This is a genomic window from Shewanella sp. NKUCC05_KAH (assembly GCF_019345585.1).
Taxonomy (GTDB): domain Bacteria; phylum Pseudomonadota; class Gammaproteobacteria; order Enterobacterales; family Shewanellaceae; genus Shewanella; species Shewanella oncorhynchi.
This window is the reverse complement of the sequence record NZ_JAHKQZ010000001.1, coordinates 149,886-171,531: the sequence shown is the minus strand read 5'-3', so window position 1 is coordinate 171,531 and position 21,646 is coordinate 149,886. Positions and strand designations below refer to the sequence as shown.

General features: G+C 46.1%; 16 protein-coding genes and 1 pseudogene. 13 read left to right on the top strand and 4 right to left on the bottom strand.

The genetic code is table 11. The annotated features are described in order from the left end of the window. The first annotated feature begins 143 nt into the window (after nt 1–143). From gyrA to KO533_RS00775, 3 genes are all read left to right on the top strand, one after another. Entirely contained in the window at nt 144–2,894 is a 2,751-nt protein-coding gene (gene gyrA, locus KO533_RS00785) for a DNA gyrase subunit A (RefSeq protein WP_028759867.1), read from the top strand. A 135-nt stretch (nt 2,895–3,029) separates the two neighbouring features. Then, the gene (gene serC, locus KO533_RS00780; RefSeq protein WP_219252434.1) at nt 3,030–4,121 is read left to right on the top strand and encodes a 3-phosphoserine/phosphohydroxythreonine transaminase; all 1,092 of its coding nucleotides are present in this window, start codon (nt 3,030–3,032) and stop codon (nt 4,119–4,121) included. A gap of 343 nt (nt 4,122–4,464) precedes the next feature. Then, the gene (locus KO533_RS00775; protein ID WP_168827065.1) at nt 4,465–5,385 is read left to right on the top strand and encodes a LysR family transcriptional regulator; all 921 of its coding nucleotides are present in this window, start codon (nt 4,465–4,467) and stop codon (nt 5,383–5,385) included. Here KO533_RS00775 and KO533_RS00770 read toward each other — a convergent pair. The 3 genes from KO533_RS00770 to KO533_RS00760 form a co-directional block, all read right to left on the bottom strand. Beyond that, nucleotides 5,382–6,242: a YjjW family glycine radical enzyme activase gene (locus KO533_RS00770; RefSeq protein WP_219252646.1), complete on the bottom strand. Its 861-nt coding sequence runs from the start codon at nt 6,240–6,242 to the stop codon at nt 5,382–5,384. The two genes, KO533_RS00775 and KO533_RS00770, sit on opposite strands and share 4 nt — an antisense overlap. A 26-nt stretch (nt 6,243–6,268) precedes the next feature. Continuing rightward, the gene (locus KO533_RS00765; RefSeq protein WP_219252432.1) at nt 6,269–7,825 is read right to left on the bottom strand and encodes a YjjI family glycine radical enzyme; all 1,557 of its coding nucleotides are present in this window, start codon (nt 7,823–7,825) and stop codon (nt 6,269–6,271) included. A 375-nt stretch (nt 7,826–8,200) separates the two neighbouring features. Further along, nucleotides 8,201–9,391: an amino acid aminotransferase gene (locus KO533_RS00760; RefSeq protein WP_219252430.1), complete on the bottom strand. Its 1,191-nt coding sequence runs from the start codon at nt 9,389–9,391 to the stop codon at nt 8,201–8,203. A 435-nt stretch (nt 9,392–9,826) separates the two neighbouring features. Between KO533_RS00760 and aroA the strand changes: the two genes are divergently transcribed. The 10 genes and pseudogenes from aroA to KO533_RS00710 all read left to right on the top strand — a co-directional run bounded on the left by aroA (nt 9,827) and on the right by KO533_RS00710 (nt 20,026). Then, nucleotides 9,827–11,107, top strand: coding sequence for a 3-phosphoshikimate 1-carboxyvinyltransferase (gene aroA, locus KO533_RS00755; protein ID WP_219252427.1), 1,281 nt, complete (start codon nt 9,827–9,829; stop codon nt 11,105–11,107). A gap of 186 nt (nt 11,108–11,293) precedes the next feature. Beyond that, a complete protein-coding gene (gene cmk, locus KO533_RS00750) occupies nt 11,294–11,986 on the top strand; it encodes a (d)CMP kinase (RefSeq protein ID WP_028759874.1) in 693 nt (230 codons plus the stop codon). A 99-nt stretch (nt 11,987–12,085) separates the two neighbouring features. Further along, nucleotides 12,086–13,756, top strand: a pseudogene (gene rpsA / locus KO533_RS00745) (30S ribosomal protein S1); the annotation flags it as partial. 73 nt (nt 13,757–13,829) lie between these two features. Continuing rightward, the gene (ihfB, locus tag KO533_RS00740) at nt 13,830–14,117 is read left to right on the top strand and encodes an integration host factor subunit beta (protein ID WP_006081718.1); all 288 of its coding nucleotides are present in this window, start codon (nt 13,830–13,832) and stop codon (nt 14,115–14,117) included. A 122-nt stretch (nt 14,118–14,239) separates the two neighbouring features. Continuing rightward, a complete protein-coding gene (locus KO533_RS00735; protein WP_028759876.1) occupies nt 14,240–14,515 on the top strand; it encodes a lipopolysaccharide assembly protein LapA domain-containing protein in 276 nt (91 codons plus the stop codon). A 1-nt stretch (nt 14,516) separates the two neighbouring features. Further along, nucleotides 14,517–15,677: a lipopolysaccharide assembly protein LapB gene (gene lapB, locus KO533_RS00730; RefSeq protein ID WP_219252425.1), complete on the top strand. Its 1,161-nt coding sequence runs from the start codon at nt 14,517–14,519 to the stop codon at nt 15,675–15,677. Between the two features lie 45 nt (nt 15,678–15,722). Beyond that, the gene (gene pyrF, locus KO533_RS00725) at nt 15,723–16,418 is read left to right on the top strand and encodes an orotidine-5'-phosphate decarboxylase (protein WP_113940395.1); all 696 of its coding nucleotides are present in this window, start codon (nt 15,723–15,725) and stop codon (nt 16,416–16,418) included. Between the two features lie 186 nt (nt 16,419–16,604). Further along, complete coding sequence (locus KO533_RS00720) at nt 16,605–17,426, top strand: SDR family oxidoreductase (RefSeq protein ID WP_219252423.1); 822 nt, start codon at nt 16,605–16,607, stop codon at nt 17,424–17,426. Nucleotides 17,427–17,496: 70 nt separating this feature from the next. Next, nucleotides 17,497–18,039, top strand: a complete 543-nt coding sequence (locus tag KO533_RS00715) for a DUF2058 domain-containing protein (protein WP_028759879.1) — start codon at nt 17,497–17,499, stop codon at nt 18,037–18,039. A gap of 229 nt (nt 18,040–18,268) precedes the next feature. Then, the gene (locus KO533_RS00710; RefSeq protein ID WP_219252422.1) at nt 18,269–20,026 is read left to right on the top strand and encodes an acyl-CoA dehydrogenase family protein; all 1,758 of its coding nucleotides are present in this window, start codon (nt 18,269–18,271) and stop codon (nt 20,024–20,026) included. A 101-nt stretch (nt 20,027–20,127) separates the two neighbouring features. On the opposite strand, the gene dacB is transcribed toward KO533_RS00710, so the two are convergent. Further along, complete coding sequence (gene dacB / locus KO533_RS00705) at nt 20,128–21,621, bottom strand: D-alanyl-D-alanine carboxypeptidase/D-alanyl-D-alanine-endopeptidase (RefSeq protein WP_219252418.1); 1,494 nt, start codon at nt 21,619–21,621, stop codon at nt 20,128–20,130. Nucleotides 21,622–21,646: the final 25 nt, after the last annotated feature.

The following is a 21,646-nucleotide window of genomic DNA, read 5'->3' as shown; positions in this document are numbered from 1 at the left end:
TATTAAGCCACCAGACTCTCAATTCGATAATGATAGGTCTGGCGACATTAAATAACTGTGTTAGAATGCCAAATCACGTTTTTGGGCTAGGCAATGATACGGATTATACGTTGTCGGCTATTTTTCAGGGGAACGAGCAGTTTATGACTGATCTGGCATCATCTATTTCGCCAATTAATATCGAAGACGAACTAAAGAATTCGTACCTTGATTACGCCATGAGCGTTATCGTGGGACGTGCATTACCAGACGTGCGCGACGGCTTAAAGCCGGTTCATCGTCGCGTTCTGTTTGCCATGAGTGAATTGAAGAACGATTGGAACAAGCCTTACAAAAAATCTGCCCGTGTGGTTGGTGACGTCATCGGTAAATATCACCCCCATGGTGATTCTGCTGTTTATGACACTATCGTCCGTATGGCCCAGCCATTCTCACTGCGTTACACCTTAGTAGACGGCCAAGGTAACTTCGGTTCGGTCGACGGTGACTCAGCGGCGGCAATGCGTTATACCGAAATCCGTATGGATAAGTTAGCGCACCAATTACTGGCCGATCTTGAAAAAGAGACAGTGGATTTCGTCCCTAACTACGACGGCACAGAACAGATCCCAGCTGTATTACCTACACGCGTACCTAACCTGTTAATTAACGGTTCATCGGGTATTGCAGTGGGTATGGCAACCAACATCCCACCCCACAACTTAACAGAAGTGGTGAAAGGCTGTTTGGCACTGATTGAAGAACCCTCACTGTCGATTGAACAGTTGATGGAATACATTCCTGGTCCGGATTTCCCCACAGCAGCGATTATCAATGGCCGCAAAGGCATTATTGATGCCTATAAAACTGGCCGTGGCCGCGCGATCATGCGTGCTCTGGCAGATGTGGAAACCGAAGATAATGGCCGTGAGCGCATTATCGTCACTGAAATCCCGTATCAGGTGAATAAAGCCCGTTTAATCGAGAAGATTGCCGAGCTGGTTAAAGATAAAAAGCTTGAAGGCATCAGCGGTCTACGCGACGAGTCTGATAAAGACGGTATGCGTATCGTTATCGAAATTAAGCGCGGTGAAGTGGGCGAGGTTGTACTCAATAACCTTTATGCTCAAACGCAAATGCAGTGTTCTTTCGGGATTAACATGGTGGCCCTGACCAATGGTCAGCCTAAACTGTTTAATCTTAAAGAAATGCTCGAATGCTTTATTCTGCATCGCCGTGAAGTGGTGACGCGTCGTACCGTATTTGAACTGCGTAAAGCCCGTGAGCGTGCCCATATTTTGGAAGCGCTGGCGGTTGCACTGGCTAACATTGACCCGATTATTGCACTGATCAAAGCCTCACCCACGCCTGCAGATGCCAAAGTGAAATTGGTTGAGCAAGGTTGGGAATTAGGCCACGTTCAAGGCATGCTGGAAAAAGCGGGCGATGACGCCGCGCGTCCAGAGTGGTTAGAGCCACAATACGGTATTCGTGACGGTCAATATTTCCTGACTGAGCAACAAGCTCAGGCCATTCTGGAACTGCGTTTACACCGTTTGACCGGTCTTGAGCACGATAAGATCATCGCCGAATACGAAGAACTGCTCGAATTTATCGCGGGTCTGCTGTTTATTCTGCGCAGTCCTGAGCGTTTGATGGAAGTGATCAAGGAAGAATTAGTTCAAATCCTTGAAGAATATGGTGATGCGCGCCGTACAGTGATCAATGCCAACGAAGTCGATATGAGTCTTGAAGACTTGATCAACGAAGAAGACGTTGTGGTAACACTGTCGCACTTAGGTTATGCCAAGTATCAACCGTTGACCGATTACCAAGCTCAGCGCCGTGGTGGTAAAGGTAAAGCCGCGACGAAAGTGAAAGACGAAGATTTCGTCGAGAAACTGTTAGTTGCCAATACCCATGACACCATTTTGTGCTTCTCTGACTTTGGTAAGATGTACTGGCTCAAAGTGTATCAATTGCCATTAGCGAGCCGTACGGCCCGTGGTCGTCCAATTGTTAACTTGTTGCCGTTATCCGATGGCGAGCGCATTACTGCGATTCTGCCAGTACGTGAATACGCGGCTGACAAGTACATCATCATGGCGACCTCACACGGTACTGTGAAGAAAACCGCACTAACTGCTTATAGCAATCCACGTGCAAACGGTATTATCGCCGTTAACCTCAAAGACGGTGACCAACTGATCGGTGTCGATATCACTAACGGTGATGACGAAATCATGTTGTTCTCGAACGAAGGTAAAGTGGTTCGCTTTGGTGAGAAAGTACGTGATTCTGAAACAGGCGAAGTGAAAACCGATCCTGAAACCGGCGAAGAAGTCTTGTCCTTACGTCCTATGGGCCGTACTGCAACAGGCGTTCGTGGTATCCGTTTAGAAGAAGGTCAGAAAGTCGTGTCGCTTATCGTACCCAAAGGCGATGGCGCGATTCTGACTGTGACTGAAAACGGCTACGGTAAACGGACGCAACTGTCTGAATATCCAGCGAAGAGCCGTGCGACTAAAGGTGTGGTTTCAATCAAGGTGAGCGAACGTAACGGCGCTGTTGTTGGGGCTGTTCAAGTCGGTCTTAACGACGAACTGATGCTCATCAGTGATAAAGGTACCTTAGTGCGTACACCTGCGAGCGGCGTGTCTATCATTGGCCGTAACACGCAAGGTGTAACGATTATCCGTACTGCGGGCGACGAGAAAGTGGTCGGCCTACAACGTATCGACGAAATCCAAACTGAAGAAGATGAAGTCGAGCTGGATGAAAACGGTTTACCGATTGTTCCTGTCATTATCGAAGGTGAATTAGCCGACGAGGCGCTTGAAGAAGCGCTGGATGATGAAGAAGAGTTGGACGAAGATGAAGACGAACTTGCTGATGATGAGCAAGACGAAGAGTAATTAAGTGTCATATTAACGAGCGTCCAATTGGACGCTCGTTTTTTTAATGGCATTGATGTTGATAGCATTGTTCGTTTTAGAATGGTTTCGTATTTATCAATACATACATCATGGTTGGGATTAAGGAGAGTGTCAGTGAGCGCGATTTATAATTTCTGTGCTGGACCTGCAATGTTACCCGCAGCGGTAATGAAAAAAGCACAACAGGAATTACTTGATTGGAATGGCCAAGGCGTTTCCGTGATGGAAATCAGCCACCGAAGTAAAGAGTTCATCGCGCTTACACAACAAGCCGAGTCTGATTTACGTGAACTGATGCAGATCCCCACAAATTACCATGTGCTATTTATGCACGGCGGTGGTCGTGGACAGTTCTCCGCTGTTGTGAATAATTTTTTAGGTAATCATGGCAGAGCTCTGTATTTAGTCAGTGGTCAATGGTCATCTGCCGCATTAGCCGAAGCACAAAAGCTCGTGGGTGAAGAGCAGATTGATAGCTTGAATATTGTTGAAAAACACAATGGACTCAATGCGGTTGTCTTGCCTGATTTACATAAAATCGATGCCGATTATCGCTATGTTCACTACTGCCCTAATGAGACAGTAGATGGTATCGAAATTTTTGATGAATTAGACTCACCTTGGCCAATTGTTGCCGATTTATCGTCAACCATTATGTCACGTGAAATCGACGTCAGCCGCTACGGTTTGATTTACGCTGGCGCACAAAAGAACATAGGTCCATCGGGTCTGTCGATAGTGATAGTGCGCGATGACATGTTAAAACTGCCGAGTTTACCGCAGTCGTCCATCATGGACTATCGTTTAGCCGTTGAGCATGACTCTATGTTCAACACACCGCCAACCTTTGCTTGGTATCTCGCCGCTGAAGTCTTTGCTTGGCTTAAGTCCATTGGCGGCATTGCGAGTATTGCAAAAATTAATCAACAAAAAGCGCAGATGTTATATCAATGCATTGATGGTAATGCTTTCTACCGTAATGGGGTTGTTGCAGCGAACCGCTCACAAATGAACGTGACTTTCCAATTAGTCAACGAAGCGCTCGATAGTGAGTTCCTAAAGCAAGCGCAAATTGCTGGACTCGTTGCCTTAAAGGGCCATCGTATCGTAGGGGGTATGCGTGCTAGCCTCTATAATGCAATGCCACTCGATGGCGTAGTTGCCTTGGTCAAGTTTATGAATGAGTTTGCAAACAAACATAGCTAGGCTTAGCTGTATTGAGTCACTCATTAGCTTGCGACGCTTAGCGTCTAGGCTTTGCTGCCTGAAAATCAACGTTATGCTTATTGAATGTTGATCATCAGTTAGCCATCTCAAAAGCGAATGCTCAAATGCATTCGCTTTTTTGTTAGCTTTAATTTATCGACAATGGCGTTAAGCAAGATGACGTTGAGACCAGATGCCTTCAAGAACACTCGCGGTGAGAAAGCCTGTGAGCTGACGCGCATTACTGAATAAGATGATGGGTTAGTTGTATGTTATTGTTTATCATAATTAAAAGAACGTATTTCTGGATGCGTATACACGATAAATCAATAGGATGTCACCGATGGATTTGGCCAAGCTTTCGCGGATTAGTATGAAGCATTTGATCACTTTGCATGTGATGCTCGATACCCTGAGTGTAACCGCCAGCGCCGAACGTTTATGTTTAAGTCCCTCATCCGTCAGTAAAACCTTAAGCCAGCTCAGGGACAGCTTGAACGATGAACTGTTCTATCGTAACGGCAACTCACTGGTAGCAACCCCATTGGCAAGACGATTAGGGCCAAGTGTGCAGCAGATGATCAATGATATGAATCAGATCATGAGTCAGGATGCGTTTAACCCTGCACATTTTGAGGGGCGTTTCTCGCTTGCGATGCGCGAAAGCACCTTTGAACTGCTGGCCGCCAAGCTAAGCGCCCATATTCTGAGCTTGGCTCCTAATATCCGCCTCGATATTTACAGCAAAGACAATATTGGTTTTGATGGATTGCTTAAAGGTACATTAGATTTTGTGCTGTTACCCCACGATCTGAGTCAACCTAATCCTCTTCAAGACGATCTGGTGTGGGAAACCTTGTTTAGCGATGAAATGATCTGCCTGATGAATTCATCCCATCCCTTGGCTAAACAGCCGCATATCAGCTTCGATGATTACCTGAGTTTTAGCCATATTGGCATTACAGACACAGATTTGAGCACGCCTTTTTTTGATATTTTGCTCGCCCAGCAATCTAAAAAACGGGCCGTCCCCATTTCGGTCCCAGACTTTGGCAGTGCGGCGTTAATGTGCCATCACAGTGAGCTGCTCTTTACCTGCTCGCGCCGCTGGGCATCCATCGCCAGCCAAGCTCAAGGCTTAACGATTAAATCTTTACCCATAGAATATGGTAAAGTGGCTTACAGCCTAGTTTGGCATAGTCAAAGCATGAAAGATCCCGCACTGCGCTGGCTTTATGAGCAAATTTTGCTTTGCAGTCGTTAAAGGTATATAGAAGGTAACACGAGATTGGTTACGCCTCGCTTTGCAAGCGTTGCGGCTAAGCGTTCAATATCGGCTTGTTTACAGCTTGGCCAATTGAGAGCTTCATCGACAACACCATGATGGTGAAAGGCATTTAACTTAACTCGCGTATCTGGGCCTAGCAGAAGTAAATAGGTCGCTAGCGCTTCTATTTCGTCCTCATAATCCGTGATGCTCGGAATGTGCAGCAATCTCACCTCATACAGTTTTTGCTGTTTAGCCAATAACTGGATTGATTTGAACACGGCATGGTTATCACGACCAGTAATGTATCTATGGGTATCTTGCTGCCACGCTTTAAGATCCACCATAGCGCCATCTAAAAACGGCAGCAGTTTATGCCATCCCGTTAGACTCAAACTGCCATTGGTGTCGAGCATACAAGTCAGGTGTGATAACGGTTTTGAGGCCTTAATCGCTTGAAACAAGGCAATAATAAACGGCAGTTGCAGGCTCGCTTCGCCGCCGCTAACCGTAATGCCATTAATAAAGTGACGCTGACTATGGAGAATCGTCAGTATCTCCTCAACGGTGTAACGAGTGAGCTTGGGGCTCGCTTGTTTTGGGCACACGGCAAGGCAGGTATCGCATTGGCTACAACGCTCACTATCCCATTGAATATGATGCTTATTATTGAGATTTATCAATGTCAGCACATTTTCAGGGCAGGTGGCGACACAATCGCCACAGGCATCGCATAAACCTATGGTATGTGGGTTATGGCAGTTTTTGCATTGATAGTTGCAGCCCTGCAAGAATAACACGAGCCTGCTGCCAGGCCCGTCGACGCATGAAAAGGGCAATAGCTGACTGACTATTGCCTGTTTATTTATGGCCGGTTCATTTAACAACACAGGGGGGAGTGCTCATGGGCGATAACGCGTGCTTGTCGTTGCAATATTCCCGTATTAACCGCAGCTTCTGCGGCTAAGCCTGTGGTATTGAGACGCGAGCCGCACTGTTTAAACGCGTCAATATCTGAGCGTTTTACCATATAGCCAGTCACGCGCATTAAATCGTTAGAGGCGACATTGGCGGTAAACTCCCTAAAACCTAACTCAAGTGCGGCTTTACATAGTTGGAACATGGCTTGAGGATTGGATTTTACAGTTTCATCTATGGTCAAAATATCGCTAATCCCCGCCGTATAATACTGATGATGCTGCGCTAAGGCTTGAATATGGGCGATGGGATTCGGTTCAGTGCCATAGGGGATGCGAACGCCAGGAGTCACATCGTTGTCGATACTAATACCGCCCTGTGAATGCAGTAGTGCCCGCCCATGGTAACCATGTGCGACGGGTGTGGATTTCACTATGGCATCGAGCGTGGCAGAAATACGGTAGCCAAGTTGATTTGCGTCCGTGCTATGGCCATAGCCAGTGTGTTGATCTCGTTGAGATAACTTCGTTGCATCAGTAGCCGTAAATGTCCGCAGAATATTCACGGCTTCTGCCATGCCGTAAATACCAAACATGGGTGCAAAGCGCGATTCATCAATCAATTGCTCTTTAACTAAAAAGCTGTCAAAGAAGTGTGATTCTTGATGCAAAAATGCCGAGCGCGCGTCAATGAGCTCGAAGGTGAGTGAGCAGTAATTTGGCAATACAGTATCAAAAAAATCGTTTATAGAATTGGCCTTTAACGCAACTTCTTTAAGATTAAGTCGAACTAAGGTATTGGCGCCGCCCGCTAACGGCAACGCGTTGTAGCAACTGACAATACCAAAACCGCGCTCATCAAACGCACTGGCATGCAGTGGGTAATTCGCGATATGCGGCTTACTGCACTGACAAATATTGGTGGTCGCAAGCAACAACAATTCATCCGGTGTGACGGCGGGGTCGTACATAAAAGTCAAATTGGGTGCAACTTGTTTTAACTCGGCATCAATGCGCAGCAGGGTGCGGCAAACGATGTTATCTGTAGGGCCAATATTCACATGCATAAAGGCATCGGGCAGGGTTCTGTCGAGCATGATCCAAAACAGTTTTAATTTACGATAAAGGATTTCCGCATCCATTCCTTCAACGAAAGGCATCAAAATGTCATCCAGCTGACCTAAATACACAGGGATATTGGTCACCGATGGCACGTGATGATACAGAATCGTTAAGGCATTGATGGCTTCGTCCAAGTTTTTTGCCGCAGATAACTCTAAGTATTCAGAGCCTTGTTGAAGGTAGCGGGCATAATCTGGCAACACATAGCGTGGTTTAAACGGCGCATGGCCTTCAAACATGTCGCAAATAATACCGTCATTCATCGCCGCTTTTACCTCGGGCGATATCGACATATAGGGCAAACTGGCTTCCGCTTCTAATGCTAAATAGTTGGATTTTTGCTTGGGTGAAAGCAGCGGGTTGGTGACGATTTGCACTAATTTATCTTGTAATAACATGGCTGAACATCCACAAGTTCTATGATGACCACTAATCTACTCAGTGGCGTTGGCTTTAAAAAGTGAAAATAGCCGCAGTCCTGATTAATGAAATGGAAATCCGCCGACCGAGGTCACAATCTGTGGCTTATTGCGATAACGCCGCGATGATAAAATCGCTAGAATGTGGTTTTACGATTAAAAATAAATGCTTGAACAGTGAGACGTGGCCTTGCTTGTCATATTGTGAATATGAAACTGAGGTTAATGAACTGCCAAAACTGATCGGGTGGGATGATTGAAAAATTTAACATTTGAGGCGGTAAATGAACTCTGCTGTATTCCTTTATTGCGGGAATACAGCAGAGTGAGCGGTGCAGATAAACTCAGCGGCGCTTAGAGCACTTTAGCAATTGATTGGGCTAAGTAATCGACGTTATCTTCACTGATCCCAGCAATACTGATGCGGCTTGAACCTACCATATAGATGCTGAATTCTTTTTGTAGGCGCGCCACTTGCTCTGGAGCCACCCCAAGGAAAGAGAACATACCTTTTTGGCGGGCGATAAAGCTAAAGTCACGGTTTACGCCGTTGGCTTTAAGTTTATCCACTAAAATGGCGCGGTTGCCGTTGATGCGATCGCGCATCACTTTCAGCTCATCAAGCCATTCTTGGGTTAATTCTTTTGATCCTAAAATCGTCTCAACAATCGCCGCACCATGGGCAGGTGGCATAGAGTAAAGGCAGCGAACCACATAAAGCAGTACAGATTGCGCGATATTGGCGGTATTGGCATCTTTGGCAATCACAGAGCAGGAACCAATACGCTCACGGTACAAACCGAAGTTTTTCGAGCATGAGCTGCACAGGATCATATTATCGACCGCTGCCGCCATATGACGCACGCCGTAGGCATCAATATCAACGCCATCACCAAAGCCTTGGTAGGCCATGTCAATCAGCGGCGTAAAGCCTTGATCTTTTGTAAGGGCAACCACTTTATCCCATTGCTCTGTGGTTAAATCCATTCCGCTTGGGTTATGGCAACAGGCGTGGAATAACACCACATCATCAGGACTTACTTGCGATAATGCAGCAAGCATCTCATCAAATTTCAATGATTTGCTATCGTAGTCATAGTAAGGATAGGTTTTAACAGTAATGCCAGCCGCTTCGAATAAACCGATATGGTTTGCCCAAGTTGGATCGCTTACCCATAACACAGCATTCGGGTTGCAGCGTTTAATAAAGTCACCCGCCACGCGCAGCGCGCCTGTACCACCGGGTGTTGAAACGGTGCGGATACGGTTAGCGATAATGGCACTGTGGCCAACACCAAAGGCTAATTCCGTCATCAAGGTGTTGAATTGTGGTGAGCCTGTTGGGCCGATATACACTTTGGTGGTTTCGGTATCGAGACGGAATTTTTCCGCTTTTTTCACGCAGCTTAGAATAGGGGTAACGCCGGTAGGATCTTTATAAACGCCCACACCTAAATCCACTTTTTGTGGGTGAGAGTCTTCGCGGTACTGAGTTAACAAGCCAAGGATGGGGTCCGCTGGCATTGCGATGAGTGAGTTAAACATAGCTCCATCTACCTTTCTGGTTATAGTGCAAACGTGATTGTTCGTATCAGATATGCGTTATTTATCGTTTGGAGGTTAGAATAGCGCGGAAAGGTAAAGTAATTAAAGTGAAAACTGTGATTACACGCCAGTTATCTTGGCAAAAAAGCCTGCCAAAAATACGGTTAAATCATAAATTAACCGCTTTAATTTTGCGTTTTTGTTATTTTTACACTGATCTCAGCAAATAATCTGACCAAAATGCCATTTTTCTCGAAAAAACGGTTGAATCCTTAGCGACAATCGGTAATTTTATAACGACGAAGCACCAACAAGGCCCCAATCTCCTTTTATTTGTAATCTTAACTTGACGCGCTGTAGCGTGAAGTTGCCATTTTGCGTATTCAGTCCGCGTGATCGTGATGATGACGCCCTATAGAGAAAGAAGATTTATTCATGAAGCAATTACGTCTTGAACCTGTTGTGCAAGTCCGCGGTGAAATCAATATTCCGGGCTCAAAAAGTATTTCAAATCGAGCCTTATTATTGGCCACCTTAGCCCAAGGTACGACTACGCTCACCAATCTGCTCGACTCAGATGATATCCGCCACATGTTGGCCTCCCTCAAGCAGTTAGGGGTGAACTACCGTTTATCGCAAAACAATACTGTGTGTGAACTCGATGGTTTAGGTGGTGTGATTTCCTCAGCATCCGCGCAGGAATTGTTTTTAGGCAATGCGGGTACCGCAATGCGCCCCTTATGCGCCGCCTTAACCTTAGGCCAAGGTGAATTTATTCTCACGGGCGAACCACGTATGGAAGAGCGTCCGATTGGCGATTTAGTCGATGCCTTAAGGCAACTCGGTGCCAATATTGTTTATCTTAAAAATGACGGTTTCCCGCCACTGACGATTAATGCCACTGGCCTTAATGGCGGTGATGTTGAAATTGCAGGCGATTTATCGAGCCAGTTTTTAACGGCTTTGTTGATGGTGGCGCCGCTTGCTAAGGGCAGCGTCAATATCCATGTCAAAGGCGAGTTAGTCTCTAAGCCTTATATCGATATTACTATCGCCTTGATGGCGCAGTTCGGCGTTAACGTCATTAACCATGACTACGCGCGTTTTGAGATTGTTGCAGGCCAGCGTTATATATCACCAGGCAAAGTACTGGTAGAAGGCGATGCGTCATCGGCATCGTATTTCCTCGCGGCAGGGGCGATTAAGGGCGGCGAAGTCAAAGTCACGGGTGTGGGTCGTTTAAGTATCCAAGGCGATGTAAAATTTGCCGATGTGCTCGAAAAAATGGGCGCAGATATCGAGTGGGGCGATGACTATATTATTGCCCGCGGTTCCCAATTAACGGCCGTCGACTTAGACATGAACCATATTCCCGATGCGGCCATGACCATTGCAACGGCCGCATTATTTGCTAAAGGCACGACGGTTATTCGCAATATCTATAACTGGCGTATTAAAGAAACCGACCGGTTAGCGGCTATGGCAACTGAACTGCGAAAAGTGGGCGCCGAGGTTGAAGAGGGGAATGACTACATTAAAATCACCCCGCCAGCCGTGATTAACACCGCTGAAATTGATACCTACAATGATCACCGCATGGCCATGTGCTTTTCTATGCTGGCATTTGCCGATTGCGGTATCACCATCAATGATCCAGATTGTACTTCTAAAACATTCCCTGACTACTTTAAGCAGTTTGCGAGCCTGCAAGGCTAAGTCTGTTTGTTTCGTCATTGTTACAACCATCGATGTCAAGAATAGCAAGCCGTATTTGTGCGGCTTCTAATCTTCATAAAAAATCCACGGATTTTGTTTGTCTTTTGTTGTACAATGCGGCGCGCTCATTTTCGGGGGCTCACTTGATGAACTCACGGATGATGGTTATTTTTTGCGGAGGAATGTATGTCTGAACGGGCTCCTGTAGTCACAATCGACGGCCCAAGTGGTGCTGGCAAAGGTACAATTAGTCAATTATTGGCTCAGCATCTAGGTTGGCAACTACTTGATAGTGGTGCTATTTACCGAGTTCTTGCGCTTGCAGCAATTCATCATAACGTTGAACTGGAAAATGAAGAGTCTATCACGTTGTTAGCGGCACATCTGGATGTGAAGTTTCTAACAGGCAATGATAAAGATCCGGTTCAAGTGATATTGGAAGGTGAAGACGTCACCAACGACATTCGCACCCAAGAGTGCTCGAATGCCGCTTCAAAAGTCGCTGCCTTTCCACGGGTGAGAGAAGCCTTATTACGTCGCCAACGGGCCTTTAAAACGGCGCCAGGATTAATTGCCGATGGTCGTGACATGGGAACAGTGGTTTTCCCAAGTGCGCCGGCAAAATTATATTTAACCGCCTCAGCTGAAGAGCGTGCCCAAAGACGCTATAATCAGTTGCAGGACAAGGGCTTCGATGTTAATATCGAGCGCCTTTTAAGTGAAATTATCGAACGTGATGACCGCGATATGAATCGTCCGGTGGCTCCTTTAGTCCCCGCCGATGACGCGCTCATTATCGATACTAGCGGTAAGGGTATTGATGAAGTGCTAGCGCTTGCGCTTAACTTTATCAACCAAAAATTATCCGGCACTAACTAAGTTAGTCCACCGGATAGGTATTCGTATTAAGGATGATACGGATAATTTGACTGACTCCACGTCTAGGACGGACAGTGGTTTAATAAAGAAAGTAACCTAAACATGACTGAATCTTTTGCTGATCTATTTGAACAATCCCTTCAAACTCTGGAATTCCGTCCAGGCTCTATCGTTCGTGGTACTGTTGTATCAATCAAAAACGGTATGGTACTGGTTGACGCGGGTCTGAAGTCTGAAAGCCCAATCCCAGCTGAACAATTCAAAAACGCTCAAGGCGTTTTAGAAATTCAAGTTGGCGATGAAGTTGACGTAGCTCTTGACTCTGTTGAAGACGGCTTCGGTGAGACTCAACTGTCTCGCGAAAAAGCGAAACGTCATGAAGCTTGGATCGTTCTGGAAAAAGCTTATGAAGATGCTGAAACTGTAATCGGTATCATCAATGGTAAAGTTAAAGGCGGTTTCACTGTTGAATTAAACGGTATCCGTGCCTTCTTACCAGGTTCTCTAGTTGACGTGCGCCCAGTTCGCGACACCGCTCACTTAGAGTACAAAGAATTAGAATTCAAAGTTATCAAGCTAGACCAGAAGCGTAACAACGTTGTTGTTTCTCGTCGTGCAGTTATCGAATCAGAAAGCAGCGCTGAGCGTGATGCACTGTTAGAAAACCTGCAAGAAGGTCAAGCAGTTAAGGGTATCGTTAAGAACCTGACTGACTACGGTGCATTCGTAGATTTAGGTGGTGTTGACGGTCTGCTACATATCACAGATATGGCGTGGAAACGTGTTAAACATCCATCAGAAATCGTCAATGTTGGCGATGAAATCAACGTTAAAGTACTGAAGTACGATCGTGAGCGCACTCGTGTGTCTCTAGGTCTGAAACAACTTGGCGAAGATCCATGGTTAGAAATCAGCAAACGCTACCCAGAAAACACACGTTTAACTGGTCGCGTTACTAACCTAACTGACTACGGTTGCTTCGTAGAAATCGAAGAAGGCGTTGAAGGTCTGGTTCACGTTTCTGAAATGGATTGGACTAACAAGAACATTCACCCATCTAAAGTGGTTAACTTAGGTGATGAAGTTGAAGTTCTGGTTCTGGACATCGATGAAGAGCGTCGTCGTATTTCTCTAGGTCTGAAACAATGTAAGACCAATCCATGGGATGACTTCGCAACTCGTTACAACAAAGGCGACAAGGTTTCTGGTAAGATCAAGTCAATCACTGACTTCGGTATCTTTATCGGTCTTGACGGCGGTATCGATGGTCTAGTTCACCTGTCTGACATTTCTTGGAACGGTACTGGCGAAGACGCAGTTTCTGAATACAAGAAAGGCGATGAAATCCATGCAGTGGTTCTGTCTGTAGATCCAGAGCGTGAGCGCATCAGCTTAGGTGTTAAGCAAACTGAAGATGATCCATTCAACGCATACTTGGCTGACAAGAAGAAAGGTACTATCGTAAACGGTACTGTTTCTGCTGTTGATGCTAAAGGTGTGACTGTTGAACTGGCTGACACTGTTGAAGGTTACATCCGTGTAGCTGACATTTCACGTGAGCGTATCGAAGATGCATCTACTGTCTATAATGTAGGTGATGCAATCGAAGCTAAGTTCATGGGTGTTGACCGTAAGAACCGCTCTATCAGCCTGTCAATCAAAGCGAAAGACGAAGCTGAAGAGAAAGAAGTAATGGCGACTCTGAACAAACAAGATGACGCTGTTATTAGCAATGCAATGGCTGAAGCGTTTAAAGCAGCTCGTAAATAATCGCCTGTTGTTTGGGGAGGCATCTCTCCCCATTAGGCGACTGTGTTTGGCTTGATAATAGGGGATAGCTAGGATGACGAAATCTGAACTTATCGAAAAACTCGCCACCAGGCAGTCGCAGCTGTCGGCGAAAGAGGTTGAAGGCGCAATCAAAGAAATGTTGGAGCAAATGGCAACAACATTAGAAAGCGGTGATCGTATTGAGATCCGTGGCTTTGGTAGTTTCTCGCTTCACTATCGTGCACCGCGGACTGGCCGTAATCCAAAGACTGGTTCATCAGTCGATTTGGAAGGTAAATACGTCCCGCACTTTAAGCCAGGCAAAGAACTGCGCGAGCGTGTTGACGCCGTTAATGTGTGATTGACCGCATAGTAAAAAGCCTCCGTTAGGAGGCTTTTTTGTATCTATTGCAAGGCAATGCTGGTCAGCTTAGTAAATTTCTTGGATAATCATTAAATTGAAACGCGTTTAGGGAGTGCAGCGTGAAATCATTTGTAGCAACTGTGCTTGTGGCACTGTTATTTATTCTGGCGTTGATTTTTGGCGCGCGCAACGAACAAGTGGTGACCATCAGCTATTTTGTCGCACAGGGTGAATATCGTTTACCTGTTGTCTTAGCGATTGTCTTTTTTGCTGGTTTTATTTTGAGTTGGTTATTTGCTAGCTACTATATTGTCCGCTTGAAATTAAGTTTAGCGGCAACTAAAAAGAAACTAAATCAAGTGATCGCTAAAATCCCTCAGGATGTAGACGCCTAATATGCTTGAGATCCTCTTTCTGTTGCTTCCCATTGCTGCCGCCTATGGCTGGTATATGGGGCGACGGAGCATAAGGCAGAATCAAAGTAATCAACGTAAACAATTGAGCCGGGATTATTTTACTGGCCTCAATTTCTTACTGTCGAACGAATCGGATAAAGCCGTCGATTTGTTTATCAGTATGCTAGATGTTGACGATGAAACCATCGATACCCATCTGTCACTCGGTTCGCTGTTCCGTAAGCGAGGCGAGGTCGACCGCTCTATTCGTATCCATCAAAATTTAATCGCGCGGCCTACATTAACTAATGAGCAGCGCGACATCGCTATGATGGAGCTGGGTAAAGATTATCTAGCAGCAGGTTTTTACGACAGAGCCGAAGAAATTTTTATCAACTTGGTCAGCCAAGACGATCACAGTGAAGAGTCTGAAACTCAGCTGATTGCTATCTATCAAGTGATTAAAGAGTGGCAGAAAGCCATTGATATCACTAAGCGTTTGAGTCGTAAACGTCAGCAAGTTTTAAAGCCGTTAACGGCGCATTTCTATTGCCAGTTAGCCGATGAAGCCAGTGATGATGCGCAGAAAATTAAACTGCTGCAACAGGCGCTGAAGCAAGATGCCCAATGCGGTCGTGCATTATTGACCCTAGCGAAAAAATTCCTCGATATTCAAGATTATGCCGAGTGTAAGCAAATGCTGCTGCAACTGAAAAAAGCCGATATCGAGCTTTTTGCCGATGCAATTCCAACGGCCAAACAAGTTTATCGCGACACGCAAGATAAAGAAGGTTTTCAAGAATTACTCGCGGGCGCCATGGCCGATGGCGCTGGAGCTTCTGTGGTGGTCGCCTTAGCGCAGCACATGATAAGTCTTGATGAGATTAAAGCGGCAGAGACCATGGTGCTCGATGCGTTATATCGCCATCCGACCATGAAAGGTTTTCAGCACTTGATGCAGATGCATTTGCGCCAAGCCGAAGAAGGGCAAGCTAAGCAAAGTTTAACTATGCTAGAGCAGCTCGTTGAACAACAAATTAAATTCCGTCCGAGTTACCGTTGTAAGGAGTGTGGTTTTCCTTCCCATGCGCTTTACTGGCATTGTCCTTCCTGTAAAAACTGGGGCAGCATTAAACGGATCCGAGGCCTAGACGGCGAATAATCTATTAGAAGAATACACAGTTTGTGTAACCCCGTTGGAGAGATGATGACGACTAAACCTATCCTCGTAGCGCTTGATTACGATAATAAAAACCATGCTTTACAACTGATAGAAAAACTCGATCCCAACATGTGCCGCCTTAAAGTCGGCAAAGAAATGTTTACTTTGTTTGGCCCGCAACTGGTGAAAGATATCCATGATCGTGGTTTTGATTTATTCCTTGATTTGAAATTTCACGATATTCCCAATACTGTCGCCAAAGCCGTGGCCGCAGCCGCAGAGCTGGGCGTATGGATGACGAACGTACATGCCAGCGGTGGCTTAGCCATGATGGAAGCGGCAAAAAAAGCATTACTGCCATACGGCGATAAAGCGCCTATGCTGATCGCGGTCACGGTATTAACCTCGATGAGTGATGACGATCTTAAATTACTCGGCATCAATGTTCCTGCGTTTGAGCATGTGCAACGTTTGGCGAAGCTCACGCAGCAAGCGGGACTCGATGGCGTGGTGTGTTCCGCCCAAGAAGCGACAGCCTTGAAATCACTGTTAGGTCATGATTTCAAGCTCGTGACGCCGGGGATCCGCCCAGTTGGCAGTGATGCTGGCGATCAACATCGCGTGATGACGCCACCTCAAGCGATTGCCGCCGGTTCAGATTACCTAGTGATTGGCCGCCCAATCACCAAAGCTGCCGATCCGTTAGCGGCATTGCAAGCGATTCACCAATCATTGGCATAGGCGCCACACTAGCCGTCTAAAGCGCGGTTTGAAAGCCGTTTGATCGTCGTTTAAATAAAAAAGGCTTGGAATCGCTTGTTGGTATCCTTGATATGATTGATAAAAGTTGAAATAGTATCTTGAATGACAGCATAGAATAATGAATCACATCCTGAGTGCTTATCTCACTGTTCACGGAGAACGCCCATGTTTAATGCTACGATGTTTAACTATCAAGGTAAGAATGTTGTCGTTGTCGGAGGAACCAGTGGGATAAATCTCGCGATTGCCATTGCGTTCGCACAGGCTGGCGCAAATGTGGCCGTTGCAAGCCGCAGTCAAGATAAAATCGATGCCGCGGTATTGCAGTTGCAACAGGCCAATCCTGACGGTATTCATTTGGGGGTGAGTTTTGATGTGCGCGATCTTAGCGCCCTTGAAGTCGGTTTTGATAAAATCGCTTCTGAGTTTGGTTTTATCGATGTGCTGGTAAGCGGCGCGGCGGGGAATTTCCCTGCCAGCGCCGCAAAGCTTTCGGCCAATGGTTTTAAGTCGGTGATGGACATTGATTTGCTCGGCAGTTTTCAAGTGCTAAAGCAGGCTTATCCTTTGCTGCGTCGCCCCAATGGCAATATTATCCAGATTTCGGCGCCGCAGGCTTCGATCGCTATGCCAATGCAAGTTCATGTGTGTGCGGCTAAAGCGGGTGTGGATATGCTGACGCGAACTTTAGCGTTAGAGTGGGGCTGTGAAGGGCTGAGAATTAATTCGATTATGCCTGGCCCCATCGCCAATACTGAAGGTTTTAATCGCCTTGCACCCAGCGCCACATTACAGCAAAAGGTTGCCCAATCCGTTCCGCTAAAACGCAACGGCGCAGGTCAGGATATCGCCAATGCCGCGCTATTCTTAGGCTCTGAATTAGCTTCCTATATTACGGGAGTTGTGCTGCCGGTTGATGGCGGTTGGTCACTTGGCGGCGCCAGTATCGCGATGACAGAGCTTGGCGAACTGGCCGCAAAAATGTAGTTTGGTTTTAGATTATTGAGATTCAAAATCGAGAACTTTGATTTTATATAGATTAAGTAGGTAATGATCCATGGCTAATGCATTACAAGAGCAGCTACTCAAAGCAGGGCTTGCCAGTAAACAAAAGGTTCGCGACGTTAAGACTCAAAAACGCCGAGACAAAAAATCTCGAGTTGATGATGGCTCAAGTGCTTTTAAGCAAGAAGTGGCCGAGCAAAAACGGTTGCAGGCGCAAAAAGATAAAGCGCTAAATGAGCAACGTTTTGCAGAGGCATCAGAGCGTGGACAGGTGCGCGGTTTAATCACTGAGTTCACTAAGTCTGCGATTAAGATCCCAGCTTATGCTGAAGTGAAATTTAACTATACTCTTGATAATAAAATCTATTCTTTATACATAGATGAAAAACTGCAGGCAGAATTGCTTAAAGGGCAGTTAGGCATAGTGCGTTACGAAGATAAGAGTTACTTAGTACCACATAAGTTAGCCGAGCGAGTGAAACTGCTGGTGCCGCAGTGGTGTGGTTATTTGTGGCAACAGGATGAATCTAAAGCTGTGGTCGTTGAAGATGATCCCTATGCAGATTACGCAATTCCTGATGATTTAATGTGGTAATTGCCACAAGCCTGTGAGCTAACGCTGCGACAATCCTGTGGTAAAGCTTATAAAATAGAGACCCTTAAGTTCAGGCTTAAGGGCTTTTTTATGCGTTAAATTTATATTTAGCTCGCACACTCGCATACTTTTATATTATTCACAGCTGTATTTGTAATGAGATTGTTTTCTACAGTGAACTGGTATAAATTAAAACAACTGTTTTAATCCTACGTTTAAGAGTCTACCAATGAATCCTTACCAAGCCCCGTTAACGGATATGCGTTTCCTACTGGAACAGGTATTTGATGCTCCAAACACTTGGGCACAATTGCCTGAGATTGCAGAAATGGTCGATATCGACACGGCTAATGCCATTTTGGAAGAAGCAGCCAAGATAAGTTGTGAGTTGATCCATCCGCTGAACCGGACGGGCGATGAGCAGGGCGTGTTGCATCAAGACAATCAAGTGATTACCCCTGATGGCTACAAAGCCGTTTATGAGCAGTATTCCCAGGGCGGTTGGATTGGTTTGTGTGGCGATCCTGAATTTGGTGGCATGGGGATGCCGAAGATGCTGGGGATCTTAGTCGACGAAATGGCTTACAGTGCTTGTAATGCGTTTACGCTTTATGGCTCGTTAACCGCGGGGGCGGCTTTATGTATCAATGCCCACGGCAGCGAAGAATTGAAACAAGCTTATTTGCCTAAGTTATATTCCGGCGAATGGGCGGGTGCTATGGATATGACGGAGCCGCAAGCGGGTTCTGATCTGCGTAATATTCGCACTCGAGCTTTGCCGCAGGATGATGGTAGTTATGCCATCACGGGCAGCAAGATTTTTATTACAGGTGGCGATCATGATTTAACTGAAAACGTCATCCACTTAGTGCTTGCTAAGCTGCCGGATAGTAAAGGGATTTCACTCTTCCTGGTACCTAAGATATCGGTGAATGCCGATGGCAGCTTAGCCAATGCCAATGGTGTATCAGTGGGGTCTATCGAGCATAAGATGGGCCTTAAAGGTTCTGCGACCTGTGTGATGAACTTTGATAATGCCCAAGGTTTCTTGATTGGTGAGCCTAATCGTGGCCTAGTGTGCATGTTCACTATGATGAACTATGAGCGTTTAGCGATTGGTATTCAAGGGCTTGGCTGTGCGCAGGCGGCGTACCAGATGGCGGCCGATTATGCTAAAGAGCGTAATCAAGGCATCGCCGCTGGCGGCTCACCGACGGGCAGTGATTCTGATCCCATTATTGTCCATGGCGATGTGCGCCGTATGTTGTTGACCATTCGTGCGATGACAGAAGCGGGCCGTGCTTTGTCTGTGTTTACAGGACAACAGCTGGATTTAGCAAAATATGCCCAAGATGAGGTTAAGGCTAAAGCGGCGCGTTATGTGGGTTTATTAACGCCAGTGGCGAAAGCATTTTTAACCGATCGGGGTCTAGATGCGACTATCATGGCGCAACAAGTCTTTGGTGGACATGGTTATATTCGTGAAACAGGTATTGAGCAATTAGTTCGTGATACCCGTATCGCTCAGATTTATGAAGGCACCAATGGCATTCAAGCCATCGATTTCCTCGGTCGTAAAGTCACTGGCGATAACTTAGCCGCATTAAATGAATTTGTGGCTGACTTGAAAGCACAAATGCGCGCATTTACTCACGTTGATGCGGTGAAAGTGGCGGCAGTATGCGCACGTTTAGATGCCTTGGTCATCGTTGCCGAGTCAGTTAATGATCGCAAAGTGGCTCAGCCTGCACTTATTAATGCGTGTGCGGTCGACTTTTTAGATGCCTTTGGTTACACCCTGTATGGTTTCTACTGGTTGGCTATGGTCGATAAGGTCGCGGATCATGAAGATAAAGCTTTCGCCGAGCAGAAAGTCTATTTGGCTAAGTTCTATTTTGATAAGTTATTGCCAAAAGCGGATTACCATATCGCTCAAGTCAGAGCTGGTGATGCGACGACTATGGCGATGCCTGCGGAGTTGTTTTAACAAGGCTTCGGTATATTCGTTTAGATAAAAACTGAAAAAGCACTGATGACTCAGTGCTTTTTTGTGCAAGTTTTTTACTCTGTAGCAGTTAATTAATGACTCTAGTGAGCCGCAGTATTCACAGTCGCAGTGGTTGATGACGGTTGCAGCACTGAAATCAATTGTTTAAGAAACTCGGCATTGAATGAGGGTTTATGTTGATTTTTCAATTCAGGACTCATGCCATTCTCAAGGATTACAAACAAGGTATCGTTATGCTGGGGCAAACGGATAAACCCCGCTAAGTTAGACACGCCTTGCATCGAGCCTGTTTTAGCAAAAATTTGCTGTTTAAGCGGCGGCTTGTTGTAGCCCATGCGATATCTTAAGGTGCCGCTGATCCCCGCCTGTGGCAGACTCGTGATTAACGGACTAAAGCGGCTATCTTGGTGGATTAGCGCCAACACCGCGGCTAACTGCTTGGCATTGAGCAAGTTATAGCGTGACAATCCTGAACCATCCACAATATTGGCGTTACTCAAATCTATGCCTAAATTCGTTAAAATTCGCTGCATGGCAGCGGCACCATTGGTAAAGCTGCCTTGGGTCTTAAAATAACTTTTACCAAGTTGCTTAAAAAGGCTATCGGCAATCAAATTATCTGACTTGAGCAGCATAGTCTCGAGCAGCTCAGGTAAGGGCGCCGAGCTATGGCTGGCAATTAGTTTTGCCTTTTGGGGTAAGCTAGTGCCGAGTTGTACTTTACCCGCAAGAGACATCTCGCCTTTAAGTAGGGAGGTGAGGTTATCTTGGGCAAATTTGAACGGATCGCTGACCGCAATCGCCAGTGGTATCGCCTCACCGCCAGGGTAACAGCCGCGTAAATGGTAGTTATTTTGACCTAATCTGACCATATCAAGTTGGCAAAATTCGCGGCTCGCCTTTTGATCAAACACCGCATCGCTGCTGATTTTAACTCCATAACTCCCCGCGCGCAGACTTACCTGTGAAGGTTTGCTGGTAGAGCTTGGGCTAAACTGACCATAGACGCAGTTCTGATTGATAATATAACTCGACACTGGCGCGGCAAAACAAATGCCCAAATCATCCCAAACCCAACCCGGAGCTTGCATTTGCTCTTGTTTATCGCCGAGCAAATACAGATGTCCATCAATGCGATTAATGCCTTGTTTTACGAGATTGGCAAAAATGGCCTTGAGATCGGCTTGAGTTAGCGTGGGATCGCCACTAAAACGCAGATAAGCACTGCCTGCGATATGGCCCTTGCGTATCGGTGCATCTGTCCATAATTCCGTGACATAACGAAAATCAGGCCCAAGCTGAGCCACAGCACTGACTGCCGTGAGCAGCTTTTGGGTACTGGCTGGAATAAACAAGGTCTCAGCTTGTTGGCTATAGATTACTTGATTGTTCGACATATCCATTGCCAGTAAGGCGATTTGTGAATGTCGAGGGCTGATCTTGCTGATTGCTTGGCTAAGCGAAGTGGTTTGAGCACTTATCGGCCTAGAATCATGTTGCTCTGCATAGGCCATATTATGACTTGCGGTTAGGAGCAGGCCGGCATATAGAGTGGTTTTCAGTAACGTTTCCATGTTAGCTATTGGCCATTTTTATCAA